Source organism: Luteibacter pinisoli, assembly GCF_006385595.1.
Classification (GTDB): Bacteria; Pseudomonadota; Gammaproteobacteria; order Xanthomonadales; family Rhodanobacteraceae; genus Luteibacter; species Luteibacter pinisoli.
Genome location: NZ_CP041046.1, coordinates 1775506 through 1800377, shown reverse-complemented (window position 1 = coordinate 1800377; position 24872 = coordinate 1775506). Strand labels below are relative to the sequence as shown.

Here is a 24872-nt window from a genome sequence, read left to right as displayed (position 1 = left end):
AAAGCTGCATTGCCGCATAGGCGCCGCCGCATGCGGCGTTCACCGAGGTTACCGCATGCTTCGCCCAGTGGAGCTTGTCCGATCCGGCCTATCATTGCCCTATGCGCATCTTAAGAATTTTCTTCATCGCCCTCCTCCTCGCCGCCCCGACCGCGGCCTTCGCGCAGGCGGACGACGCCAGCACCACCCCGGCCCAGCAGCTGGACGCGCTTCGCAGCCAGCTCAACGGCGCCGAAAAGGCCATGAAGGCCCAGGACATCACGGACCCGCAGATCGACGACCTGCGTGCCCAGGTGAGCGATATCGGCAGCCAGGCGCAGAAGGTGTCTGGCTCGCTGCAGACCACCCGCGACGCCGCCAAGGCCCGGCTGGACCAGCTCGGCCCCGTGCCCACCGGAGGAAGCAAGGAGCCACCCGAGGTGGTCCAGGCGCGCAAGGATGCCCAGAAGGCCTTCGACGCCGTCGACGGGCAGATCAAGCAGGCCGACGCCATGGCGCTCGAGGCCACCCAGACCTCGAATGCCCTCTCCGACCTGCGCCGCACGCGCTTCCAGGAGCGCATCTCCCGCCGCACGTACTCACCGCTGTCCAAACCCTTCTGGTCGGAGCCGGCCCGGGCCCTGCCCCGCGACGCCGCCAACCTTCGTGCACTGGCCGGCCAGGCCCAGACGGACCTCGCCAACAGCTGGACCGATGGCAACCGCATCGCCTTCATCACCTGCCTCGTCCTCGGCCTGCTGTTGATGAGTGGCGTGCGCTACTGGATTGAACAGCGGGTGCGCAGCCTCACCGCCAACCGCATGCCGCCCGGGCGCCTGCGCCGTTCGGCGCTGATCGTCGGCATCACCCTGACCTCGGCGCTCACCACGGGCCTCGGTACCCAGCTGCTCTACACGGGCATCAACTGGAACGACACGCTCACCGATGAAATCGACGGTGTCGCCAAGGTCATCGTGCACCTGGTGTTCGTCGGCGCGTTCATCGCCGGGCTCGGCCGTGCGCTGATTTCCGCGAAGCGGCCGTCGTGGCGCCTGCCGACGCTGACCGACGAAACGGCGAACAGCCTGCGCCGCTTCCCGATGATGTTCTCGGCCGTGTTCGTGTTGTTTTTCTTCCTGCGCGAGATCAACCGCACGATCGGTGCGAGCCTCGCGGTGGAAGTCCTGTTCAGCAGCATCATCGCCCTGCTCGCCTCGGTGATCACCGCCATGGCGCTGATGCGCCTGAGCCGTACGCATCATGTCGATGAAGACGGCACGCCGCCCGCGCCGCGGCCGATCTGGGCGAGCCTGATGATCGCTGCCGCGTGGGTCGCGGTCGTTGCCTCGTGGATTGGCCTGCTCGCCGGCTTCATCGCTTTCGCCACGTGGATGGCCATCCAGGTGGTGTGGACCATGGTGGTCATCGCCGCCACCTACCTTGCGATGCGCCTGGTGGATGACCTGTTCGAGACCGCGCTATCGGAAAAGGGCCCGATGAGTGCACGCGCCCAGGCCCTCTTCGGCACCCACCCCAAGCTGCTCGACCAGGCCGGCGTCCTGCTCTCCGGCGTCGCCCGCCTTGCCCTGTTCCTCTTCGCGCTTACCGTTGTCGCCTCCGGTTTCGGTGCCACGACGTCGGATCTCTCCACCCTGGCCGACAAGCTCCAGGCGCTGGAAATCTACGGCGTGAAGCTGCAGCCCGACCGCGTCCTCACCGCCATCGGCATGTTCTTCCTTGGCCTGCTCGCGGTGCGCGTGCTGAAGGCGTGGCTGGCGGACCAGTACCTGCCACGCACCAACCTCGACCCGGGGATGCGCAGTTCGCTGACGACGCTGCTGGGTTACGTTGGCGTCGTCACCGTGGTGTCCATCGCGCTGCTGGCCCTGGGCGTGTCGCTGCAGAACATCGCCTGGGTTGCGTCGGCCCTGTCCGTGGGTATCGGTTTCGGCCTGCAGGCGATCGTGCAGAACTTCATTTCCGGCCTGATCCTGCTGGCCGAGCGCCCGGTGAAGGTCGGCGACTGGGTGGTGCTCGACGATGCCGAAGGCGACATCCGCCGGATCAACGTGCGCGCCACCGAGATCCAGGTGTCGGACCGCTCCACGATCATCGTGCCGAACTCGTCGTTCATCACCAAGCCGGTGCGGAACATGACGATGGCGAACCCGCAGGGCCGCGTGCTGATCAAGTTCCCGCTTCCGCTGGATTCGGATCCGGTGGACGTGCGCACGCACATGCTCGAAGCCATGGAGGCGCACCAGGCCGTCACCGACACCCCTGCCCCGTCGGTGACCCTGGACAGCATCGACCGCGCGGCGATGACCTTTGCGATCACCTGCTACGTGGGCAGCCCACGTGACGTGGGCGGCGTAAAGAGCGACCTGTTGTTCGACATCATCGCGCGCCTGCGCCAGGCGCAGATTCCGCTCCTGCGGCCGCAGGACCTGGTGCTGCGGTCCGGCGGCGACATGAGTGAACTCATCGGGCCTACCGGGGCCGCAGCCCCGAAGGCGTCAACGGATCCGGGGTGATCAAGGCTTGACGGGCGCCAGGCGCAGGTCCTGGAAGTCGAAGCTGAAATCGGTCAGCGGCGACACCGGCTCCATGCGCACTTCCCGCACCTTGCCATCCGGGTCCAGCGCGAAGTTGACGAACGCATCGCCGTTGAGCGAGCGATCGTTCCAGTGCGCGATGAACGTGTCGTGCTGCCAGGGCTCCAGCGTGCCGGTGAGCTGCGCGGTCCTGGTGAAGCTCATGACCAGCTTGCCGCCGGCCTTCGTCACCTTGACGTCGCCATACCACGGATCGCGATACGTGCCGACGTAGCCGTCCAGCGGCAGCGAGGGCTTCGCGCCCTTCGCGCGGTCCGCTTCGTGCTTCTTCATGCTGTCGTCGGCGTTGCCTTCCATCTTCTTCACCGATGCCGCATACGCCGCGATCCAGTCGGTCTTCGGCGCATCCATGTACGCATCCAGCGCGCGCATCGTCACCGCCTGGAACGCTGCGCCGCTCTCCTGGTTGGTCAGCACCACCACGCCCAGGTTGAGGTCGGGCACCAGGGTAAGGCGCGAGACCATGCCCGGCCAGCCGCCGGTGTGCCAGACCAGCTTGTGGCCGCGGTAGTCGGACACGAACCAGCCTTCGCCGTAACCGGAGAAGTTCGGCACGGCCGCCTTCAGCTCAGGCACGCTCGGTTCGGAAATACGGATGGGCGTCAGCAGCGACCACATTTCCTTCTGCCGTGCGGCGGAGAACAGGCGCTGTTCCCTGCCGTTGGCATCGGTATAGACGCCACCGGCCAGCTGCATGGTCATCCACTTCGACAGGTCGTGCACGCTGGAATAAATGCCACCCGCCGACGGGTTGTTGTTCCACGACATCGGCTCGACCGGCTTCAGGTCCTTGAAGTCGAACTTGGCGTGGCCGATGGCCGTGTCGTCGCCCGGGTTGATGTGATCCGGTGCGCTGGTGATGGATTCGCTCATGCCCAGCGGCTGGAAGATCCGGTCGCGGACGAAATCCGCCCAGGGCTTGCCCGAGACCTGTTCGATCACGAGGCCGGCGACCGCGAACAGGATGTTGTCGTAAGCGTACTCGGCACGGAAGCTGTTCGTGATCGGCACGTAGCGCAGCCGCTCGACCACTTCCTTCGTGGTGTACGTGGTGGCCGGCCAGTACAGCAGGTCACCCGCGCCCAGGCTCAGGCCGCTGCGGTGGGCCAGCAGGTCGCGCACGCGCATTTCGCGGGTGACGTACGGGTCGGACATCTGGAACCACGGAAGGCGATCGACCACGCGGTCGTTCATGTCGAGCTTCTTCTCGTCGGCAAGGATGGCCAGCGAGGCGGCGGTGAACGCCTTGGTGTTGGACGCGATGGCGAAGCGCGTGTGCGCATCGACCTTCGCCGGGTCGCCCAGCTTGCGCACACCCGAGCCCATCTCGAGCACGATCTTGCCGTCTTTCACGATGGCCACGGCGATGCCGGGCACGTCGAACTGCTTGCGGGTCGCGTCGACGTAGGCATCGAAGTCCGCCAGCGCCGGCGGGCGGGCCTCGGCGCTGGCGGCGCTCGGGGCGGGAGCGGCGTCCTGGGCCTGCGCGGCCAGTGCGACGACGAACGACGTGACCCCGAAGGCGAGGAGGTGGCGAAGACGCGACATTGGGAATCCCCTGCTGGAAAAACGATGTTCCAGACTATGCCGCGACCGGGCCGCTGACGGAAGAGAGCGCTTAGGCCTTGCTTTTCTGGCTGAAGAGGACGCTGCCCAGGATGATCGCGCCGGCCAGGGCCATCGTCGGGGTAAGCGCCTCGCCCAGGAACATCCAGGCCCAGGCCACGCCAAACAGCGGCACAAGGTAGGTCGACGTGGCCGCACGCGGCGCGCCGATCTTCTGGATCAGCCGGAAGTAGAAGGCGTACGCGAGGCCGGTGGAGAGTACGCCAAGGGCGACCACACAGGCCCAGGACTTCGCCGGGATCGGTGCCTCGGGCCAGGTCAGCCAGGCCAGCGGCGCGGTGAGCAGGGTGGCACCGAGCAGGCAGCCCGCCGCCACGGCGGTGGGCGCAATGTCGGACAGGAACCGCTTGATCAGGTTGGCGGCCAGCCCGTAGCAGAACGATGCCGCCGCACCGGCCAGCGCCGCCATGCCCACGTTCTCACCCGCCGTCTTGCCACTGGCCAGGATCACCACCCCGACGAACCCCGCCACCAGGGCGATGGCCTTGCGCGTGCCGATCTTCTCGCCGAAGCCGATGAAGGCCACCAGCGCGGCGAACAGCACCGTCATGCTGTTGGCGATGGCGCCGATGCCCGCCGGTGCGCGCTCGGCGCCCCAGGCAAACAGGGTGAACGGGATGGCGGCGCTGAGACCGCCCAGGAGGAGCATCTTCCACAGGTGAGCCGCGCGGATGGTGGCGCGGGCACGCCACAGCAGCGGCAGCAGGATAACCGAGCCGAAGGCCAGCCGGGTGGCGACCATGGGGAACGGGCCAAAATCCTTGGCGGCCACGCGCATGAACAGGAACGAGCCGCCCCAGATGGCGCCCAAGGCAACGAGTTCGGCGCCCGTGCGCCAGTCACGCTCGGTGGCGGTGGCGAGTGGTTCGGCAGGGGTCTGGGCAGCGGCTGACATGCGAACCTCGCGGGGATGGGGAGCCCCATTGTCGCTGGTGCACCGCCGCAGGCAAGCGGATTGTTTGCGCGGCAGCGTTAAATAACATTCAACACGGCGGCTTATTCCACGCCGACGAAGCCACCGGTCTGGTGGGCCCACAGGCGCGCATACAGGCCACCGTGGGCAATCAGCTCGCTATGCGTGCCGGTCTCGACGATGGCGCCCTTTTCCATGACCACCAGGCGATCCATCCGGGCAATCGTCGACAGGCGATGCGCGATGGCGATCACCGTCTTGCCCTGCATCAAGGTTTCCAGGCTTTCCTGGATCGCGGCTTCCGCTTCCGAATCGAGCGCCGAGGTCGCTTCGTCCAGCACCAGGATCGGCGCATCCTTCAGCAGCACGCGGGCAATGGCGATGCGCTGGCGCTGGCCGCCGGACAGCTTCACCCCGCGCTCGCCGGCGTGCGCGTCATAACCCATGCGCCCTTCCCCATCCGACAGCAACGGCACGAATTCGTCAGCCCGCGCCTTGCGCACGGCTTCGGCCATCTCGGCTTCGGTCGCGTCGGGGCGGCCGTACAGGAGATTGTCGCGAATGGAACGGTGCAGCAGCGAGGTGTCCTGGGTCACCACGCCGATCTTCGAGCGCAGCGATTCCTGGGTGACCTTCGCGATGTCCTGGCCATCGATGATGATGTGGCCTTCTTCCAGGTCGTACAGGCGCAGCAGCACGTTCACCAGGGTGGACTTGCCCGCGCCCGACGGACCGACCAGGCCGATCTTCTCGCCCGGCCGCACGATCAGGTCGAGCCCGCTGATGACGCCGCCGCTCTTGCCGTAGTGGAAGTGGATGTCGTCGAAACGCACCTCGCCCTTCGTCACCCGCAGCGGCACGGCATCGGGCCGGTCCACGACGGTGCGCTCCTGCGAGATGGTGGTGATGCCATCCTGCACGGAACCGATGTTGTCGAAGATGCCGTTCACCACCCACATGATCCAGCCGGACATGTTGTTGATGCGGATCACCAGGCCGACGGCCAGCGCCACCTGCCCCGTCGACACGGTGCCCTGCACCCACAGCCACAGCGCCAGCGCACTGGTGCCGGCGATGAGCAGGCCGTTGAGCGAAGTGATGGAGACATCCATCGTGGTGATGATGCGGTTCTGTGCGCGCAGCTTGTCGGTCTGCTCGCGGATGGCTTCCTTCGCATAGCCCTCTTCGCGGTTCGTGTGCGCGAAGAGCTTCAGCGTCATGATGTTGCTGTAGCCGTCGACGATGCGGCCCATGAGCTTCGAGCGCGCTTCCGAGGCATGCCACGACCGGTCCTTCACCCGCGGGACGAAGAACACCAGCATGCCCACGTAGCCGCCGATCCACAGGACCAGGGGCAAGGCCAGCCAGATATCAGCCTTGGCGAACAGGTAAATGGACGTACCCGCATAGACGGAGACGTACCACATGGCATCGACAACCTGCACCGCGGACTCACGCAGCGACGGGCCGGTCTGCATGATGCGGTTGGCGATGCGGCCCGCGAAATCGTTCTGGAAGAACGCCAGGCTCTGTTTCAGCACGTAACGGTGCTGCTGCCAGCGGACCATCGCGGTAAGGCCGGGGTTGATCGCCTGGTTCACCAGCAGGTCGTGCACGCCGATGAAAAACGGCCGCAGGACGACCACGACAAAGGCCATCCACACCAGCGTCTGCATGTGCGTCTGGAAGAACGTCGCCGCGGGCGTCTTCTGCGCCATGTCGACCACGCGGCCGAGGAAATCGAACAGTGCCACCTCGACCAGCGCCACGGCCAGGCCAAACGCCAAAGCCACGACGAAAAGCTTCCACACCTGGCGCAGGTAGTGGACGTAAAAACGCACGACGCTCTTCGGCGGCGCCGTATCGGGCGCGTCGCGGAAGATGTCGATCAGGGATTCGAACCAGCGGAAGATCATCCGCCTATTGTACGCCCGCGTCGCGCGCCGGGTGCGCTGTTACAGTTTTCGGTCGAGGGCGACGAAAATCAGGCCAAGTACGAGGAAAAGCGCGCCAACCATGCCGCTATGGAGCAATACCTGGGGGTAACCCAGGTGTATCACATCCATGAACGGGTACGGGTATTCGTGGACCACCGCGCCGCGCAGCAGGGTCCACGCCGCGAACAGCCCAGGGAACGCCAGCCAGCGCACCGCATCGCTCCATTGCAGGCTGCCGTGCGGCAGCAGCGCCAGCCACCACGCGACATAGAGCACCGGCACCACGTAGTGCAGCATGCGATCGGCCAGGAGCGGCAATCCCTGCGGATGCCACTGGCCCTGCAGCACGGTGGCGTAGATCAGGCAGGTGACGGTGATGGACAGCGCGGCGAGGCCGCGGATGCGCGCGCCCCGCCACAGCCGCAGGAAGGCCCAGTTCCCGCCCGTGGCCGCCGAACCGGCGACCAGGGCGACCAGAAGGTTCGAGAGGATCGTGAAGAAACTCAGGAAGCGGACGGTTTCCGCGCCCGCCGGGCCCGACCAGAGCATCAGCCAGTACTGCAGCATCAGCGCCGGCCAGGCGACGGCCGCGACGAGCACGGCGAACGAGTCAGAGAGGGCGGCACGCGAGGGCATGCCGCGCAGTATCAGCGAGGCCAGCTGTTATTGGAACGGTCGCGATCGGGCACCTTGTGGTCCGGGTCGATCACCGCCGCCACCACCTTGTGGCTACCCGGTACGCTCACGTCGAACGTCTTGTGCTGCTGCCAGGTTTCCACCGGGATGCGGATGTCCTTCGTGGTCTTGTCGTCGAACGTCACGCGCAGGGTCGCCGGCATCACCAGCTGGTCGCGGTTTTCGATGGTCACCACCTGGCCGTCAACCTTGCTCACCGCCAGGTCGAGCTGCCAGTTGTTGGCGTACCAGCCACGCCAGAACCAGCCCAGGTCCTCGCCCGCTTCGCTCTCCATCAGCCGGAAGAAGTCCGACGGCGACGGGTGCTTGTACGCCCACGTGGCGATGTACTTGCGGAAGGCGGGGTCGAAGCGCTCCGGCCCGATAATCTCCTCGCGCAGCAACACCAGGCCCAGCGCGGCCTTGTAGTACGTGGCCGGGTGGCGGTACTTCTCTTTCACCATGTCCGCGCCCATAAGGAGGCTCGGCGCATCGGCGTCGGCTAGCAGGGGCAGGATGCCATCCACCGGGTTGCCGCCCTTGGGCGCGTACTCGCCATCGCGCTTCGGGCCGAACTCGCCGTGGTTGAAGGCGTCCATCTCGTACACGTCGATGAAGGTATTGAAGCCCTCGTCCATCCACGCGTTGCGGCGCTCGTCACTGCCCACGATCATGGGGAACCAGGTGTGGCCGATTTCATGCGCGGTCACCATGTGCAGCGGCTTGGCCGGCGCCTCGGCGGGATCGAACACGATGCCGGGGTATTCCATGCCGCTGGCCGCGCTGCCGCCTTCGTTGATCGCCACCGGGTAGGGGTACGGGTACCACTTGGTGGAGAAGTGTTCCACCGAGGCCTTCATGAACTCGGTCGAGCGGCCCCACAGCTTCGCCGTCGCGCTCTCGGCCGGATACACCGACATGGCCAGCGCCTTCCTGCCCTCGGGCAGGTTGATCCGCGCGGCATCCCACACATACGCCGTGGAGGCGCCGAAGGCGACGTCACGGGTGTTCTGCATGCGGAACTTCCAGGTCAGCGTGCCACCCTGCTTCGGCCGGCTGGAGGGCTGCGTCACTTCCTCCGCGGTGCGGATCATCACGGTGGCGTCGCTGTTGCGGGCCTTGGCCAGGCGTTCCTGCTGCGTCTTCGTCAGCACGTCTTCCGGGTTCACCAGCTCGCCCGAGCCGGCCACGATCATGTTCGACGGCACGGTGATGGCGTAGCTGAAGTCGCCGTACTCGAGGTAGAACTCGCTGTTGAGGTAGGGCGCCGTGTCCCAGCCGCGCTGGTCGTCGTACACGCACATGCGCGGGTACCACTGGGCCATCTCGTAGATGTTGCCGTTCTTCGACGGATCGAAGCCGGTGCGGCCACCGAAGTCACCGGGGATGTCGTAAGAATATTCGATGGTGACATCGACCTTGCCGCCCTTCGCCGCGACGGCGTCGGGCAGGCGCACCTGCATCCGCGTATCGGCCACCACGTAAGCGGCCTTCGCCACCTTGCCACCCTGGTTCACCGTCACCGAGGCGATCCGGTAGCCGTCCGTGTGCCGCTTCTCCGCCTTGTCGCCGGTGAAGTTGCCGCGGGCGTCTTCGGTAAAGCGGTTTTCGTCCATTTGCAGCCAAAGCACGCCAAGCGCATCCGGGCTGTTGTTGGTGTAGTGGATGGTGGCCTTGCCGACCATGGTGTTCTTCACCGGGTCCAGCGTGGCGGACAGGTCGTAGTCGGCGCGGTTCTGCCAGAACAGCGGGCCGGGCATGCCGCTGCCCGAGCGATACGCATTGACGGCCTGCGGATAGGTGAACGGGGCGAAGGTTTCGCGCGGATCGAACGTGCCGGCGGTGGCGCCTAGCGTGGTCGCGATGGCCAGGCCGGCCAGGGTAAGGCGGAAGGTGGAATTCATGGGAAAGCTCGTGGGACGACCGAAGGAGACTACCCGTGCCCGTGCCAACGCCCTACCGTGCCGGAAGTCAGGGGTCGCCGGTGCCGCGTGACAAAATCTTCCCACCGCCGGCGGCATCATGGCCCGATATCCACGTGAGGCATGGCCGATGGGACTGCTGGTTGACGGGCGCTGGACCGAAACGGGCTACGACACGGGCAAGAGCGGCGGCCGCTTCGAGCGGGAAACCTCGCGATTCCGCCACTGGGTGACCGCCGACGGCGCGCCCGGCCCCACCGGCGAAGGCGGCTTCAAGGCCGAACCGGGCCGCTACCACCTCTACGTTGCCCGGGCCTGCCCCTGGGCCCACCGCACCACGATCTTCCGGGCGCTCAAGGGCCTGGACGCGATGATCGGCCTTTCCGTCACCCACTGGCTGATGGGCCCGCAGGGCTGGACCTTCGAGGCCGGTGACGGCGTGGTGCCTGACGACGTCAATGGCGTGCAATACATCCACCAGCTTTACCAGCTGGCCGACGCCGCGGTGTCGGGCCGGGCCACGGTGCCGGTGCTATGGGACAAGGAGCGTCGCACCATCGTCAGCAACGAATCGGCCGACATCATCCGCATGTTCAACAGCGCGTTCGATGGCGTGGGCGCCCATCGTGGTGATTACTACCCTGAAGCGTTGCGCGGCGAGATCGATGCCTTCAACGAGCGGATCTACGACACGTTGAACAACGGTGTGTACAAGGCCGGCTTTGCCAGCACGCAGGAGGCTTACGAGGAGGCCCTGCGCCCGCTCTTCGCGACGCTGGACTGGCTGGAGCTGCACCTTGCCGAACATCGCTACCTGTGTGGCGACCACCTGACCGAAGCGGACTGGCGGCTGTTCACCACCCTGCTCCGCTTCGACATCGCGTACCACGGCCACTTCAAGTGCAATATCCGCCGGATCGTCGACTATCCGGCCCTATGGGCGTATACGCGCGCGCTTTATCAGGCGCCGGGCATCCACGAAACGGTCGACTTCGGGCACATCAAAAAGCACTATTACCTGAGCCATCCGTGGCTGGACCCCACGGGGATCGTTCCCCTCGGGCCGGATATCGACTTTGAGGCACCGCCCTGACGGGGCGTCTCATCCGTTTGTATATCTTGTATCCCCCACGGACAGCCGCATATTCCCCACGATGATTCCCACGAGGACCCCACGCATGAAAATCGGTTTGATTGGTCTGGGCCGCATGGGCGGCAACATCGCCCGCCGCCTTATGAGGGACGGCCACGAGACCGTCGTTTATGACGTGAGCGCCGATGCCCGCGCCACGCTGGCAAAGGACGGCAGCCAGGCTGTCGATTCCGTCGAAGCCCTGGTCCAGGCCCTGCCCTCGCCCAAGGCCGTGTGGGTGATGCTGCCCGCCGGTGAAATCACCGAAGCCACGGTCCAGCAGCTGGCTGGCCTGATGGGCAAGGACGACATCATCATCGACGGCGGCAACACGTTCTATAAGGACGACGCACGCCGCGGCAAGGAACTGGCCCAGAAGGGTATCCACTACGTGGACGTCGGCACCTCCGGCGGCGTGTGGGGCCTGGATCGCGGCTACTGCATGATGATCGGCGGCGACAAGCCGACCGTCGACCACCTCGATCCGATCTTCAAGACCCTGGCCCCGGGCGCTGGCGACATCCCGCGCACGGAAGACCGCGATGGCCGTGACCCGCGCGTCGAGCAGGGCTACATGCATGCCGGCCCCGCCGGCGCCGGTCATTTCGTCAAGATGATCCACAACGGCATCGAGTACGGGATGATGCAGTCGTTCGCGGAAGGCTTCGACATCCTGAAGAACCGCAACGCGGACTTCCTTCCGGAACACGAGCGCTACGACCTCGACATGGCCGACATCGCCGAAGTCTGGCGTCGCGGCAGCGTCGTGTCGTCGTGGCTGCTCGACCTGACCGCTAGCGCGCTGGCGAAGGGTTCGGAGCTGGACAACTATTCCGGCTACGTCAACGATTCGGGCGAAGGCCGCTGGACCGTCAACGCGGCCATCGAAGAAGCCGTGCCGGCCGAAGTGCTCACGTCTGCGCTTTTTGCACGCTTCCGTTCGCGTCAGGACCACACCTACGCCGAGCGCCTGCTCTCGGCGATGCGAATGGGCTTTGGCGGTCACGTCGAAGGCCGTGGCAAGCCGCCGAAGGAAGGCGAGCACTCGTAATCAAAAAGCCCCGGCGATCCCGGGGCTTTTTTTTGCCCCGTCGCGCGTGGACTAAGGCCCCGCGCGCCCATCGAAATTGGTTCATTCGCTTCGCGAATGCATGTGACTGGCGGCTTACGCCGCCTCACGCTGGCGGTTTGTCGGGGTCGGAGGCGGGCAGGCCCTTGGGGCCGCCAGACGCGGACCTCCGGACCGGGCCGTAGGCCCCGCCATCGCGAACACCGTTGCGTTCAGCGGCCCCAAGGGCCTGACCATCCGCAGCTTCCTCACTCCATCGAGAGCAGCGCTCTCGTGAAGCCCGTAAGTGCCCGGTCGTCGCGCGCGAGCGCGATCCTACAAGGTGTTCCAGTCGTTGTTTGGGTCTTCGAGGGGGTGGTCCTGTCGCGCTACCCTCGCCTTCCATTGCTCGGGTGTCTGCGGCTTCACGAACAGCGCCACGATCGGCAGCTTCGCGTCGCGGGTCGCGGCCTCCATGCGCCGCACGCAATCCTCGATCGCCCCGGTGGTCAGGTTGTCCTCGAATTCGGTGGATACCGCGACCAATACCTGGTCCGGCCCCAGTTGCAGGGTCAGCATGCCGTTCACGCGGCGCACGCCCTGCACCTTCGACGTGATTGCGCACACTTTTTCCAGCAGGTGCGGCGTCGCCGCCTCGCCGATCAACAGCGCCTTGCTTTCACGCGCCAGCAGCGCCGAGGCCAGGGCGAGGACAACGGCAATGCCGATCGAGGCCCAGCCGTCGAGCCGGGGCTCATGCAAGGCGTGCGATAGATAAACGCCCAGGCCGGCGATGGCAAGGCCGAGCAGCGCGGCGCTATCTTCGAAGAGCACGGTGAACGTCGTGGGATCCTTGCTGCCGCGAAACGCCTCGAAGTACCCCATGCGGCCCTTGCGGCGCTGCACGCTCTTCAGCGACAGGTACCACGAGCTGCCTTCGAAGACCGCGGCGATCGCCAGCACGATGTAGTTGGCGGTGGGATCGCGCAGCGGGTCGGGCGCGATGATGTGGTTGACGCCCTCGTACAGCGAGAAGCCGGCACCCAGCGCCAGCACCAGCAGCGCCACGATGAAACTCCAGAAGTACAGCTCGCGCCCGTAGCCCAGCGGGTGGTGGCGGTCGGGGGGCTTGCGCGAACGGCGCAGGCCGTAGAGCAGCAGCACCTCGTTGACGCTATCGACCAGCGAGTGCACGCCCTCCGACAACATGGCGGCACTGCCCGTCAGCCCGGCGGCGATGAACTTGGCCACGGCGATGCCAAGGTTGGCCGCAAGGGCCACGTAGACGACGAAGGTCTTTTCAGCAGCCATGGCGCATGGTCGGCGGTCGCCCGTGTGCAAGGGGTAAAAGAAAAGGCCGCGCTTCGCAGCGCGGCCTTTCCGTGGGATGGAACCCGTTTCGCCCGATTAGTTCTTGGCGAAAAGGTGCTCCACGCCAGCGCGCTCTTCGCGCAGTTCCTTGTTGGTGGCGTCGATGCGCGCCTGCGAGAACGCGTTGATCGCCAGGCCCTGCACGATCGCGTACTTGCCGTCCTTCACCGTTACCGGGTAGCCGAAGATCACGCCCGGCTCGATGCCGTACGAACCGTCCGACGGGATACCCATCGAGACCCAGTCGCCCTCGGCGGTGCCCAGGGTCCAGTCACGCATGTGGTCGATGGCGGCCGACGCAGCCGACGCGGCCGACGAGGCGCCACGGGCCTTGATGATGGCCGCGCCGCGCTGCTGCACGGTCGGGATGAAGTCGCCCTCGTACCAGGCCTGGTCGACCTGCTCCAGCGCCGGCTTGCCCTTGACCGTGGTCGTGTGCAGGTCCGGGTACTGGGTGGAGCTGTGGTTGCCCCAGATGGTGAGCTTCTTGATGTCGGTCGAATGCGTGCCGGTCTTCTCGGCCAGCTGCGACAGCGCGCGGTTGTGGTCCAGGCGGACCATCGCGGTGAAGCACTTCGGATCCAGGTCCGGGGCGTTCTGCTGGGCGATCAGCGCATTGGTGTTGGCCGGGTTGCCGACCACCAGCACGCGCACGTCGCGCTTGGCGTGGTCGTTCAGGGCCTTGCCCTGCGGGCCGAAGATGGCGCCGTTGGCTTCGAGCAGGTCCTTGCGCTCCATGCCCGGGCCGCGCGGACGCGCGCCGACAAGCAGGGCGTAATCCACGTCCTTGAAGGCGACGTTCACGTCATCGGTGGCGACCACGCCAGCCAGCGTCGGGAACGCGCAATCGTTGAGCTCCATCACCACACCCTGCAGGGTCGGCAGCGCCGGGGTGATTTCGAGCAGGTGCAGGATCACCGGCTGGTCCGGGCCCAGCATGTCGCCAGCGGCGATACGGAACAGGAGGGCATAGCCGATCTGGCCGGCTGCGCCGGTAACGGCAACGCGAACGGGTGCTTTCATCTTTCGACTCCTTCAGGAATTCCGCTTGGACAGACGTATCTTGGACAGACGATCAGGTGAGCTCGGCGAAGAACTCGACGATGCGGGCCATGCCCTTGTCGAGCGCCTCATCCGGGCAGGAATAGGAAATGCGCAGCGCGCGCGGCTCGCCGAACGCCGAGCCCGGCACGCAGGCCACGCCCTTGGCTTCCAGCAGCGCGGCGCAGAAGCTGACGTCATCGCTGATGGCGACGCCGTTGTGCTGCTTGCCGAAGGCCACGGAGATATCCGGGAACGCGTAGAACGCGCCCTGTGGACGCGGGCAGACCACGCCCGGGATCGACACCAGCGCGTTGTACACGCGGTCGCGCTTGGCGGCGAACTCGACGCACTTCTGCGCCGGCACATCCTGCGGGCCGGCCAGTGCGGCCACGGCGGCGGCCGTGACGACTTCCGGCAGGCTGGTGATGTGGTTCGAATTGAGCGTGGTGACGGCCTTGGCCACTTCGGCGGGCGCGGCGATGAAGCCCACGCGCCAGCCCGGCATGCCGTAGGTCTTCGACAGCGAATCGACGAAGATCACGCGGCTCTTCAGTTCCGGGCGGACGTGCACGAAGTTGTGGTAACTCACGCCGTCGAACACCATGGTGTTGTAGATGTCGTCGGTGATCACCCAGGTATCCGGGTAGTTCACGATGACATCGGCCAGCGCGGCGATTTCATCGCGCGTGTAGACCATGCCGGTGGGGTTGGAGGGGTTGTTGAAGAGGAACACGCGCGGCTTGCGCTTCAGGGCCTCTTCCAGCTGCGCCGGGGTGAGCTTGTAGTGCTGCTCGGGCGGGCACGGCAGGATGTTGATCTTCGCGCCGACGATCTCGGCGATGTCGAGGTAGCTGGTCCAGTACGGAGCCGGGAACGCGATCTCGTCGCCTTCGTCCAGCAGGGCCTCGGCCAGGTTGTAGAGAATCTGCTTGGCGCCCACGCCGGTGCTGACGTTCTCGCGGCCGTAGCCGGTCAGGCCCAGGGCCTCGATGTGCTTCAGGAAGGCATCGACCAGGGCATCCGCACCGCGGTTGCTGCCGTACTGGCCGGAATCCTTCGCCAGCGCCTCGCGGGCGGCGGCGTAGACGTGCTCGCCGGGGAGGAAATTGGGGACGCCGATCGAGAAGCTGACAATGTCTCGCCCCTCGGCTTTCAGGCGCTTGGCCTTCTCGGCAATAACCATGATCGCACTGGGCTTGGCGCGACCCATTCGCGTGGCGAGCTGCGGCATCGTTTCCTCGTCGGGGGACGGAACAAAGGCCGCTACTTTAACATGCGAAAACGCCGCCCGGAGGCGGCGTTTTCGTCAACGGAGCGGGCGGGAGGCTCAGCGAGCGTCCAGCACCTCGTTCCACTTGGCCACCTGGGCGGCCTGCTTCTCGAGCAGGGCGTCCACGTCGCCGCTGACTTCCACCTTCTCGATGGTGTCGTCCTGGCGGATGGCGTCCACCACGGCCTGGTCGGCCGGGCCCACCACTTCACCGAAGACGCTGTGCTTGCCGTCCAGCCACGGGGTCGGGCCGTGGGTGATGAAGAACTGCGAGCCGTTGGTGCCCGGGCCGGCGTTGGCCATGGACAGGATGCCCGGCTTGTCGTGCTTCAGGCTGGCGTCGAACTCGTCGCCGAACTTGTAGCCCGGGCCGCCACGGCCCGAACCCTCGGGGCAGCCGCCCTGGACCATGAAGTCCGCAATGACGCGGTGGAACGACAGACCGTCGTAGTAACCACGCTTGGCCAGGTTCACGAAGTTGGCCACGGTAACCGGGGTCTTGTCGTCGTGCAGGCGCAGGTGGAGGTCGCCCTTGTTGGTCTTCATGGTGACATTGATGGTCATTTTGATTCCTGTAACACGTTGATAGTCGGGCCAAACGCCTTCCGCGCCGGGCCTTCGGGGGGATGCAAGGCTACCGAAGATGGCGCCCCGGGCCAAAGAGTTCAAGCGGCAGCGCGTGATGAATCGCAGATTATCCGGGCGGCAGGCCAAGGGTCCTGGCGGTGAGTACCCCGGGCCCACGGGGCTGGGCATCCCGCACCAGCGCGTCCTCAGGCAGCGCCCTGCCCGTCGCCAGGTGCTCCCAGGCGCGGTCCAGGGCGGCATAGCCGAACGGCAGCAGGGGCACGTGGCGGTCGCCAAAATCCGGGAAGGCCAGGAAGGCATCGAAGTGCTGGGCGTGGGGGACGTTCCAGAATACCGGGGAGCGGCCCGAGGCGCGGAGCCAGTCGACGTAGGGTTCGGAGCTGAATGCGACGGGGATCAGGCCGTCTTCGGTGCCGTGGACCACGAACACAGGCAGACCCTCCCGCGGAAGGGCCGCCGACGTCGCCGCCACGGCCTCGCCCACCGCCACCGCATCCGCCCCGCTCCCTGTCCACAAGTCCCGCAGGCACAGGCAACCGGCCAAGGTCGGGTCCAGCGACAGGTCCGTGCCGCCCATCAGGGTGATGCCCGCGTGCGGCGGCACACCGGAGCCATCGGCCCACCACGCGACACGGAGCATGGCGTCGGCGGGTGTCGCCACACCAGCCGGGTGCTGGACGCGGTACGAGAAGCCGCACGGCATGTCGCCCGGCCCCCGCCTCAGGTAGGACGAAGCATAGGCCACGGAGACCGAGCGCCAGAGGTCCAGCGCCGCCGACGACGCAGCCACCTTCAAGGCCTCGTCACGCCAACCCGAGGCGCGAAGCATCGCCAGCGCCTCCGAGGCCTGCGCCTGGGGCGTGAATCCGCGCAGCCGGCCGTGCGCGCCCAGCGCGGCGCCGCGCAGCGCCCACGCCGGCGGCATGACGACGCCCGCCCGCGCGAACGGCACGCCATCGAAGTCGGGAGCGGCCAGCGCGGCAGGCAGCAGAACCGCCGCTTCCGTCGCGTAGTCGTAAAACGGCCGGCCGTGCCCCGGCACGTGGATATTCGGTTCCAGGGCAACCACCGCGGAGAGGATCCCGTCGACGTCATCGCCCGCTGCCCGCAACACGGCACCGCCGCCGTTTGAAATGCCGGTGGCGATGATGCGCGTGTTCTGCGGCGTGAACGGCGCCTCCTCCGGAAAGGCGCGATCCAGCATCGCCAGGCCGAAGCGTGCGGCCTGCAGGACATGGCGCCCCCAGTCCGCCTCGGGGTGATCTCCCGAGTGGGCATGCTTCGTCGCGATACCCGCATCAGTCGGGGCACCCGTGGGCTCGAATTCCAGCGCCGCCTCGCCTGCCCTAACGCGCATGCCGTCGAGGGCGACGCCGGTCCTGTCAGCCGTGTCGAAATAGCCCGCGCCCGTGCCCTTGTCGGTGTAGGCCACGGCGCAGCCACGCGGCAAACCCCACGCACCCGCCAGCCCGATCGCGCCATAGATACCGCGTGATCCGGACGACGCCGACACCACCAGGCAGCGTTTTTCGCGATCAAAGGCATCCGGTACCTGCGCGAGCACGCGGTGGGGCTGGCGCGCGCCGGGCAACCAGGCGAAGGCGGTGAACTCGCGCCCTGGCACATCCGGCACCGCGCCGTAGACACTGCCAAAGCCGCCCAGCGGACCGAGATCGGCAATCCCCCGCCAGCTGCTCTGGATCGCCCGCCTGCGCAGTTCCGCAGGCGTCGGCGCGAGCGGATTCACGAACGCGCTCAATCCACCGGACAGCTTGCGCAGACCGAGGCCCGCACTGAGCAGGTCGTCGGCACCGCGATGGTCGGTGATTCGCACCGGGTCAAACGCATCGGTCACTGGGTATCACCCGTCCGTCGAGTTGCGTGCACGATACCTGTGTCAGTCCGGATAGGCACACAGCCCAACACACTCTTTACTCTCGAATGCGTGCTCGATCTTTTCGAACATGTCGCGCTCATCGGACGGATTCACTCGTGTCGCACGGAAAGCCATCCGGAATACGTCTTCCCTCTGCTTAAGCGTCAGCGATGAGGCCACGACCGGGGCCGTCTCCGAGGCTGCCGCGAGCAACGCCGCACGGTGGGCCGGGGTAAGTACCGAATCCGGCGGCAGGCGAAGCACGCCGGCGAGCATCTGCGCCATGCCCTGGCGCACCTGTCGCAAACCTGGCATCGCGCCAGGACGCTGAGACTCGGGCATCGATGCCAACGCCAACTCCATGGCCGAGAGGCTATGCGCCCCGCTGTAGACGGAGAGCGTCATGAGCGGAAATATCACGTCCTGATAACGGCGCATGTTCGTCAACGGCTGCTCCTGCGGGTCAGGCGAGCCGGGCGCGGGAGACGTGTCGAGCATGTAGGTGCGCAGCAGGCTGGCACTTCTGAGCGCGACTTCCGCAACGCGGGGCACATCTTGCCCGGTGAGCGGCACATCACCGTACACCGCGTGATCCGACGCCACGACGATGAGAGCCTGAACGCGCGGGTCCGAGACCGGGAGCGGTTGACCGGACTCACCTTGCGCGGCGATGACCACATCCGCCCGCTGGATAAAGGCGGCGGAGCCCGGCATGGTCTGCGCTACGCACGCATTCGACACAGCCAGCACGATGAATACAGCGACGTACGGCGCTAGTCCCTTAAGACGCATGACTCACTTCCTGTTAGGCAAGCGCCCATCATAAGTTGAGAAAACCCCTACAGCACACGGCGGCACAGCACGCTATGCTCCGGTTCCCGGCAGGAGCCGGATGAACCCAGGGGATACCGAGCAATGATTGCCCGTCGTACCGTGCTGCTCACCGCAGCCATTTCCGCCGCGCTGGGCCTCGTGGCCTGCCATAAGAAAGACGAAGCCGCCAAGGCGGATCCGCACGCCGTCGCCGCCGCCCAGGCCGCGTTGTCGTCGCCGGCCTGGCTGCGCCAGCACCTGCCGGCCCAGACGGTCGCCTACGTTCGCATCCCGTCGCCCTGGGGCATGCTCAACGCTGTGCCCAATGGCCGGCCGCTCGATGCCGCGTTGTCGACCAAGGCGCATCTCGATGCCATCGCACGGATCCGTGACGGCATCGCCAGGGACAAACTGCTGGCCGACCTGAAGGCCGCGCCGGTGGTGAACCTGCTGCTCGGCGACCTGCGTTCGCCCGTGGAAGTCGCGCTGATCGACCCGGTGGGCATTCCCTCGCCCGCGTCGCGCGCCGTGATGACGGCAGCGCTCGACTTCGCCTCCATCGACGCCCTCAACGCGCGCCTGGCCAGCCTCGGCGGTGAGCAGCCATTACTCGCCGCGCCGCTCGATGCCCAGGGCAACGGCCGCCTCGCAGGCGGCATGGGTACCGTGCATTACGACCTCGCCCAGCATCGCCTGTGGATCAGCGGCACCCTGCGCAGCGCGGGAGCGGAGGCGGCGGAGGAAAACACCGCGCTCGCCGCGCTCATCACCGATATCAACAAGGCGAGCGCCAGCACGGCACCGGCCCTGCTGACCTCGCTGGAATCGCGCATCGATACCTCGGGCGAAGGCTTCTTCGGCTGGATTACCGTACGTGGCGTGGGCGCCGTGGCCGCCGCCCAGACCGGCGACTCGCCGCTGGGCAAGCTGCCGGCCGATTTCGCCTCCAAGGCGGATGCCATCGCCTTCGGCGCCGGTACGGTCCATGGCCGCGGCCAGTTCCAGTTACTGGTGCATTCGCCGCAGGCACGCCTGCTGCAGTACGTCGCGCCCAGCTCGTTCTCGCCCACGGTGAAATCCGTCGGCGAGCCGCATTGGGCGCTCACCATCGCCTCGCCCACCGCCGAGACCTGGAAGACGTTCGAGGGCAACCTCAACCTCGACTTCGGGCCGGACGGCGCGAAGAAGTTCCACGAAGGCGTGGCGCACTTCGCCAGACGCTTTCATTTCGATCCGGAACGCTACCTGGCGTGGTTTGGCCCCGAGACCGTGGCCTTCTCCGATGATGCCGGCCTGTTCTACGCCACCCGCGTCCGCGACTGGAAGGCCTGGCACGCGTTCATCGAAGAGAACAAGCCGAACGGCTGGGCCACGGGCACGGCGACGGTCGACGGCACCGACGTCCATTGGCTGCAGGTGCCAGGCCAGTCCGCCGCGGACCTGCCGGCCAACACCCCGCCGGCCATGCGCGGCTTCATGCAGATGGTCGACCGCTTTGGCGGCCGCAGCTGGTGGACCGAGGAAGGTGACTGGGCGGTGTTCGCGAAGGTGCCGCAGGCCCTCTCCGACCGTGCCGCTGCCAAGCCGGATACCTCGCTGGATGAGTGGTTCAAGGCCCGCGCCTACCCGGGCGAGCGGACGGTGCTCGGCTTCACGGCCACCACCCACGGTGCCCAGCGCGATGCGTACTACCTGTACCTGTCGCTGCTGCAGTTCATCGGCGGTGCCACGGGCTCCAACCCGGATATCAGCACCCTGCCCTCGGCCCACACGCTTGGCCTGCCGGACAAGGGCGTCGTCGGCGCTGGGGTCGAAGCCGACAAGGACACCCTGGGCCTGTCCGTCACCTACGAGCAGTCGCCCGTCGAGCTGGTCGGCACGGGCAGCAGCGGCCTCGCTGCCGTGGCGGTCACCGCCATCGTGGCGGCCGTGGCGATCCCGCAGTACCAGGAGTACATGATCCGGGCCGACGTCCAGCACGGTCTCGACGGCCTGGAGCCGGTCAAGGCCGCCGTGGCCCAGCGCCGCCTGGCCTCCGGCCGTTTCCCGGCCAATAACGCCGCTGCCGGCCTCGGCGCCCCGGAGAGCCTGGGCAACGACTACCTCGGCAGCATCGAGATCGGCCCGGGCGGCGAGATCACGGCGACCTTCGACAGCACCCCGCCGCACAAGGCCAACGCCAAGCTCGCCGGGGGCCAGGTCGTGCTGACGCCCGAGGTCACGGGCAAGGCCATTGCGTGGCGTTGCTCGGCCGAAGGCATCCAGGAAAAGGACCTTCCGGAGGCCTGCCGGGACGCTCCGATCGAGCCCTGAGGGGCGCGTCGCGCCGGGGTCCGAGACCGGGCCCCGGCGCCGTCATGCGAAAGTTTGAAAAAGTCTTTATAATCGGCGGCTTCCCATCCCAAAGAGGCCGCCCGGCTGTGAAGCCGGTGCACGACGCATGTCCATCGAATTCCTCCGCAATATCGCCATCGTCGCCCACGTCGATCATGGCAAGACCACCCTCGTCGACCAGCTGCTGAAGCAGTCGGGCACGCTTAATGAGCGCACCGTGCTCGCCGAGCGCGTGATGGATTCGAACGACCAGGAAAAGGAGCGTGGCATCACGATCCTGGCCAAGAACACGGCCATCACCTGGGAAGACAAGAAGACGGGTGCGAAGAACCGCATCAACATCGTCGACACCCCGGGACATGCTGACTTCGGCGGCGAAGTCGAGCGCGTGCTGTCCATGGTCGACACCGTGCTGATCCTCGTCGACGCGATGGACGGCCCGATGCCGCAGACGCGCTTCGTCACCCAGAAGGCCTTCGCGATGGGCTTCAAGCCGGTCGTGGTCGTCAACAAGGTCGATCGTCCGGGCGCGCGTCCGGAGTGGGTCGTCGAGCAGGTGTGGGACCTCTTCGCCAAGCTCGGCGCCACCGACGAGCAGATGGATTTCCCGATCGTCTACGCCTCGGCGCTGAACGGCTACGCCTCGCTGGACGAGAACGTGCGCGAAGGCGACATGACCCCGCTGTACGAAGCGATCATGAAGCACGCGCCGAAGCCGGACGTGGATCCGGAAGGCCCGTTCCAGATGCGCATCAGCCAGCTGGACTACAACAACTTCGTCGGCGTCATCGGCATCGGCCGCATCCAGCGCGGCACCCTGAAGAAGGGCATGCCGGTGTCGGTCATCGACCGTCACGGCAAGAAGCGCCAGGGCAAGGTCGTCCAGGTGCTCGGCTTCCTCGGCCTTGAGCGCATCGAGCAGGACACGGCCGAAGCCGGCGACATCGTCGCCATCTCGGGCATTGCCGACCTGACCATCTCGGACACCGTCACCGCCCTGGATACCCCGGAAGCGCTGCCCGCGCTGAGCGTCGACGAGCCGATGATCAGCATGACCTTCCAGGTCAACAACTCGCCGTTCGTCGGCAACAAGGATCTCTCCGGCGGCAAGTTCCTCACCAGCCGCCAGCTGCGTGAGCGCCTGGACCGCGAGAAGGTGCACAACGTTGCCCTGCGCGTGGAAGACGGTTCGGACGCCGACAAGTTCCTGGTCTCGGGCCGCGGCGAACTGCATCTGTCGGTGCTGATCGAAAACATGCGTCGCGAAGGCTACGAGCTGGCCGTGTCGCGTCCGGAAGTCATCCTCAAGGAAGTCGACGGCGAGAAGATGGAGCCGATCGAAGAGCTGGTGATCGACATCGAAGAGATCCACCAGGGTGGCGTGATGGAGCGCCTCGGCATCCGCAAGGGCGACCTGAAGAACATGGTCTCCGACGGCCAGGGTCGCGTGCGCCTCGAGTATGAAATCCCGGCGCGTGGCCTCATCGGCTTCCAGAACCAGTTCAAGACCCTCACCCAGGGTTCCGGCCTGCTGTTCCACGTGTTCAAGCACTACGGCAAGTACACCCCGGCACCGATCGCCAAGCGCCAGAACGGCGTGATGATCGCGAACGCCCCGGGCAACACCCCGGCTTACTCGCTTGGGCCGCTCCAGGAGCGTGGCAAGCTGTTCGCCGCCGAAGGTGATTCGGTGTACGAAGGCCAGCTGATCGGTATCCACGCGAAGGACAACGACCTGACCGTGAACGCGATCAAGCCGAAGCCGCTGACCAACATGCGCGCCTCGGGCAAGGACGACGCGATCCAGCTGACCCCGGCCACCAAGTTCACGCTGGAGCAGGCCCTGGACTTCATCGACGACGACGAGCTGGTCGAAGTCACGCCGAAGGAAATCCGCATGCGCAAGAAGCACCTGACGGAAGCCGATCGCAAGAAGGCTTCGCGCGGCTAATCACCGCTCGCAGGTAACAAAAAAGCCCGGCGAACGCCGGGCTTTTTTTATGCGCGTCGCGTGGCAGCGTCGCGTTATTCGCCCTGTTCACGCACCAGCTTCAGCAGCAGGTCGATCTGTTCCTGCTGCTTCATCAGCATCTTTTCCAGCTGGTCGTTGCGCATCTGATCCAGCTTCTCGTGCAGGCCCATGATCTCGATCTCGGCCTTCAGGTTCACCTTGTAGTCGTTCGTCGCATCCATCCGGTCCTTCGCCGCCTGGCGGTTCTGGCTCATCATGATCACCGGCGCCTGGATCGCGGCCAGCATCGACAGGAGCAGGTTGAGGAAGATGTACGGGTACGGATCGAACGGCCGGTGCAGGATGTAGGAATTCAGGCCCGTCCACGCCGCCAGGATGGCCGCGAACACGATGATGAAGGTCCACGAGCCGCCGAAGCGAGAGACCTTGTCCGCGAGGCGCTCGCCGAAGCTCATGTCATCGCGGAACGCCTCGTTGATGTTCTCCGCCACCAGCTTGCGTTGCATCAGGTGGTCGAGCAGATGGCGCTCAGCGTGGCCGAGGTCATCGAGGCCCTTGGCAAACCAGCGGTGGGCGGCGTGTTCAGGGCTGGGCGGGATAGTGGCCATGGGGTGCTCCGGGCAGTGTGCCTAACGGCGAACACTATACCGCCGCCCCCACCCCGCTCTTGTAGGAGCGCGCTTGCTCGCGATCGATATCGCCACGTAGCCGTGGCAGATAGCCGGGGAATTCGCGACGGACGAAGGCGATGAGGCCTTCCCGCACCTTGCAGCGCAAATCGAACGATTTGCCTGAATTCGAAGAACTTACGAGGGCGCGTACCTGCATCCCCTTGTCATTGCTGTCGACCACCTGCATGCCCATCACCCGCCCGTCCCACTCCGGCGCGGCCTTGCAGATTCGTTCCATCTCGGCCCTTAGCGGCTCCAGCGGCAGGCCGTAGTCGAACCACAGCAACACCGAACCCAGGATCTGCGAGGACGTCCGCGTCCAGTTCTGGAACGGGGTTTCGATGAAGTACTGCAGCGGGACGATCATCCGCCGCTCGTCCCAGATCTTCACCACGACGTAGGTGCTGGTGATTTCCTCCACCCTGCCCCATTCGCCCTCAACGATGACCACGTCGTCGAGGCGGATGGGCTGGGTAAGCGCAATCTGTATGCCCGCGATCAGGTTGCCGAGGACGGGCTTGGCGGCGAGGCCCACCGCGATGCCGGCGATGCCCGCGGATGCCAGCAGGCTGGCGCCGAACTGACGAACCGCGGGGAACGTCATCAACGCCACGCCGACGCCAAGCACCACCGTCACCACCATGCCCGTGCGCGCCAGCACCCGCGATTGCGTCTGCAGGCGGCGCGCACGGAGGTTGTCTTCCAGGTCAATGGGGTTGAAGCGCGATACCGTGGCTTCCACCGCGCCGATGCAGCGAACCAGGAACCATGTGCAGGCGCCGATCAGGCACACGCCCAGCAGGTGCTCCATGCCGTCGATGAGGCGCGCCGGTTCATCCGGTGCGACGCGGAACGCCAGCAGCACCATCGCCAGGGGAACGATCGCCTCCAGCGGCGTGTTCGCCCTGGCCACGATGCTGGCGCCCATCGGGTGGCGCAACGCCAGGCGGCGTAGGAACACATCCGCTGCGCGGTGGATGAGGCCCGCGGCCACGAGCGCGATGATCACCACCAGCGCAAAACGCGTCCACGGATGCGTGATGTCGGGCATCCAGTCAGGAGAGTTCATGGGCACTCACCCTAACG

General features: G+C 66.3%; 18 protein-coding genes. 5 read left to right on the top strand and 13 right to left on the bottom strand.

Annotation, left to right across the window (positions count from 1 at the left end; translation table 11 throughout):
- Positions 1-101 precede the first annotated feature (101 nt).
- Positions 102-2513, top strand: coding sequence for a DUF3772 domain-containing protein (locus FIV34_RS08170; RefSeq protein ID WP_139981435.1), 2412 nt, complete (start codon positions 102-104; stop codon positions 2511-2513).
- On the opposite strand, the gene FIV34_RS08165 is transcribed toward FIV34_RS08170, so the two are convergent.
- The 5 genes from FIV34_RS08165 to FIV34_RS08145 form a co-directional block, all read right to left on the bottom strand.
- Positions 2514-4142 (bottom strand): serine hydrolase, encoded by a 1629-nt coding sequence (locus tag FIV34_RS08165; RefSeq protein ID WP_139981432.1) that lies wholly within the window; start codon positions 4140-4142, stop codon positions 2514-2516.
- Between the two features lie 70 nt (positions 4143-4212).
- A complete protein-coding gene (locus FIV34_RS08160; protein WP_139981430.1) occupies positions 4213-5115 on the bottom strand; it encodes a DMT family transporter in 903 nt (300 codons plus the stop codon).
- A 101-nt stretch (positions 5116-5216) separates the two neighbouring features.
- Positions 5217-7049, bottom strand: coding sequence for an ABC transporter ATP-binding protein (locus tag FIV34_RS08155; protein WP_139981428.1), 1833 nt, complete (start codon positions 7047-7049; stop codon positions 5217-5219).
- A 39-nt stretch (positions 7050-7088) separates the two neighbouring features.
- A complete protein-coding gene (locus FIV34_RS08150) occupies positions 7089-7706 on the bottom strand; it encodes a Pr6Pr family membrane protein (RefSeq protein WP_139981426.1) in 618 nt (205 codons plus the stop codon).
- Positions 7707-7717: 11 nt separating this feature from the next.
- On the bottom strand, positions 7718-9649 hold the full coding sequence (locus FIV34_RS08145; protein WP_170207541.1) for a M1 family metallopeptidase: 1932 nt from the start codon (positions 9647-9649) through the stop codon (positions 7718-7720).
- A gap of 148 nt (positions 9650-9797) precedes the next feature.
- Between FIV34_RS08145 and FIV34_RS08140 the strand changes: the two genes are divergently transcribed.
- Positions 9798-10760, top strand: coding sequence for a glutathione S-transferase family protein (locus tag FIV34_RS08140; RefSeq protein WP_139981424.1), 963 nt, complete (start codon positions 9798-9800; stop codon positions 10758-10760).
- An 85-nt stretch (positions 10761-10845) separates the two neighbouring features.
- The gene (gene gnd, locus FIV34_RS08135) at positions 10846-11850 is read left to right on the top strand and encodes a phosphogluconate dehydrogenase (NAD(+)-dependent, decarboxylating) (protein WP_139981422.1); all 1005 of its coding nucleotides are present in this window, start codon (positions 10846-10848) and stop codon (positions 11848-11850) included.
- 333 nt (positions 11851-12183) lie between these two features.
- Here gnd and FIV34_RS08130 read toward each other — a convergent pair whose 3' ends face one another.
- The 6 genes from FIV34_RS08130 to FIV34_RS08105 all read right to left on the bottom strand — a co-directional run bounded on the left by FIV34_RS08130 (position 12184) and on the right by FIV34_RS08105 (position 18788).
- A complete protein-coding gene (locus tag FIV34_RS08130; RefSeq protein ID WP_139981419.1) occupies positions 12184-13158 on the bottom strand; it encodes a cation diffusion facilitator family transporter in 975 nt (324 codons plus the stop codon).
- A gap of 96 nt (positions 13159-13254) precedes the next feature.
- Positions 13255-14241 carry a malate dehydrogenase gene (locus tag FIV34_RS08125; RefSeq protein WP_139981417.1) on the bottom strand — a complete coding sequence of 329 codons (987 nt, stop codon included), beginning with the start codon at positions 14239-14241 and terminating at the stop codon, positions 13255-13257.
- 52 nt (positions 14242-14293) lie between these two features.
- On the bottom strand, positions 14294-15493 hold the full coding sequence (locus tag FIV34_RS08120) for an aminotransferase class I/II-fold pyridoxal phosphate-dependent enzyme (RefSeq protein ID WP_139981415.1): 1200 nt from the start codon (positions 15491-15493) through the stop codon (positions 14294-14296).
- 96 nt (positions 15494-15589) lie between these two features.
- Positions 15590-16096 carry a peptidylprolyl isomerase gene (locus FIV34_RS08115; RefSeq protein WP_139981412.1) on the bottom strand — a complete coding sequence of 169 codons (507 nt, stop codon included), beginning with the start codon at positions 16094-16096 and terminating at the stop codon, positions 15590-15592.
- A 130-nt stretch (positions 16097-16226) separates the two neighbouring features.
- Positions 16227-17975 carry a 3-hydroxybutyrate oligomer hydrolase family protein gene (locus FIV34_RS08110; protein ID WP_139981410.1) on the bottom strand — a complete coding sequence of 583 codons (1749 nt, stop codon included), beginning with the start codon at positions 17973-17975 and terminating at the stop codon, positions 16227-16229.
- 42 nt (positions 17976-18017) lie between these two features.
- A complete protein-coding gene (locus tag FIV34_RS08105) occupies positions 18018-18788 on the bottom strand; it encodes a hypothetical protein (protein ID WP_139981408.1) in 771 nt (256 codons plus the stop codon).
- Positions 18789-18911: 123 nt separating this feature from the next.
- Here FIV34_RS08105 and FIV34_RS08100 point away from each other — a divergent pair, with 123 nt between their 5' ends.
- Both FIV34_RS08100 and typA read left to right on the top strand, forming a co-directional pair.
- A complete protein-coding gene (locus tag FIV34_RS08100) occupies positions 18912-21122 on the top strand; it encodes a pilin (RefSeq protein WP_139981406.1) in 2211 nt (736 codons plus the stop codon).
- A gap of 127 nt (positions 21123-21249) precedes the next feature.
- The gene (gene typA, locus FIV34_RS08095) at positions 21250-23094 is read left to right on the top strand and encodes a translational GTPase TypA (protein ID WP_139981404.1); all 1845 of its coding nucleotides are present in this window, start codon (positions 21250-21252) and stop codon (positions 23092-23094) included.
- A 74-nt stretch (positions 23095-23168) separates the two neighbouring features.
- Here typA and FIV34_RS08090 read toward each other — a convergent pair whose 3' ends face one another.
- Both FIV34_RS08090 and FIV34_RS08085 read right to left on the bottom strand, forming a co-directional pair.
- Positions 23169-23723: a DUF1003 domain-containing protein gene (locus tag FIV34_RS08090; RefSeq protein WP_139981402.1), complete on the bottom strand. Its 555-nt coding sequence runs from the start codon at positions 23721-23723 to the stop codon at positions 23169-23171.
- A 34-nt stretch (positions 23724-23757) separates the two neighbouring features.
- Entirely contained in the window at positions 23758-24855 is a 1098-nt protein-coding gene (locus FIV34_RS08085; protein WP_246058782.1) for a mechanosensitive ion channel family protein, read from the bottom strand.
- Positions 24856-24872: the final 17 nt, after the last annotated feature.

Bases quoted from the DNA above. Each gene is read 5' to 3' on its own strand.
- FIV34_RS08085 (WP_246058782.1), bottom strand. From the start codon at position 24,855: ATGAACTCTCCTGACTGGATGCCCGACATCACGCATCCGTGGACGCGT.
- gnd (WP_139981422.1), top strand. From the start codon at position 10,846: ATGAAAATCGGTTTGATTGGTCTGGGCCGCATGGGCGGCAACATCGCC.
- FIV34_RS08140 (WP_139981424.1), top strand. From the start codon at position 9,798: ATGGGACTGCTGGTTGACGGGCGCTGGACCGAAACGGGCTACGACACG.
- FIV34_RS08105 (WP_139981408.1), bottom strand. From the start codon at position 18,788: ATGCGTCTTAAGGGACTAGCGCCGTACGTCGCTGTATTCATCGTGCTG.
- typA (WP_139981404.1), top strand. From the start codon at position 21,250: ATGTCCATCGAATTCCTCCGCAATATCGCCATCGTCGCCCACGTCGAT.
- FIV34_RS08165 (WP_139981432.1), bottom strand. From the start codon at position 4,142: ATGTCGCGTCTTCGCCACCTCCTCGCCTTCGGGGTCACGTCGTTCGTC.
- FIV34_RS08155 (WP_139981428.1), bottom strand. From the start codon at position 7,049: ATGATCTTCCGCTGGTTCGAATCCCTGATCGACATCTTCCGCGACGCG.
- FIV34_RS08125 (WP_139981417.1), bottom strand. From the start codon at position 14,241: ATGAAAGCACCCGTTCGCGTTGCCGTTACCGGCGCAGCCGGCCAGATC.
- FIV34_RS08160 (WP_139981430.1), bottom strand. From the start codon at position 5,115: ATGTCAGCCGCTGCCCAGACCCCTGCCGAACCACTCGCCACCGCCACC.
- FIV34_RS08145 (WP_170207541.1), bottom strand. From the start codon at position 9,649: ATGAATTCCACCTTCCGCCTTACCCTGGCCGGCCTGGCCATCGCGACC.
- FIV34_RS08115 (WP_139981412.1), bottom strand. From the start codon at position 16,096: ATGACCATCAATGTCACCATGAAGACCAACAAGGGCGACCTCCACCTG.
- FIV34_RS08120 (WP_139981415.1), bottom strand. From the start codon at position 15,493: ATGCCGCAGCTCGCCACGCGAATGGGTCGCGCCAAGCCCAGTGCGATC.
- FIV34_RS08090 (WP_139981402.1), bottom strand. From the start codon at position 23,723: ATGGCCACTATCCCGCCCAGCCCTGAACACGCCGCCCACCGCTGGTTT.
- FIV34_RS08130 (WP_139981419.1), bottom strand. From the start codon at position 13,158: ATGGCTGCTGAAAAGACCTTCGTCGTCTACGTGGCCCTTGCGGCCAAC.
- FIV34_RS08100 (WP_139981406.1), top strand. From the start codon at position 18,912: ATGATTGCCCGTCGTACCGTGCTGCTCACCGCAGCCATTTCCGCCGCG.
- FIV34_RS08170 (WP_139981435.1), top strand. From the start codon at position 102: ATGCGCATCTTAAGAATTTTCTTCATCGCCCTCCTCCTCGCCGCCCCG.
- FIV34_RS08150 (WP_139981426.1), bottom strand. From the start codon at position 7,706: ATGCCCTCGCGTGCCGCCCTCTCTGACTCGTTCGCCGTGCTCGTCGCG.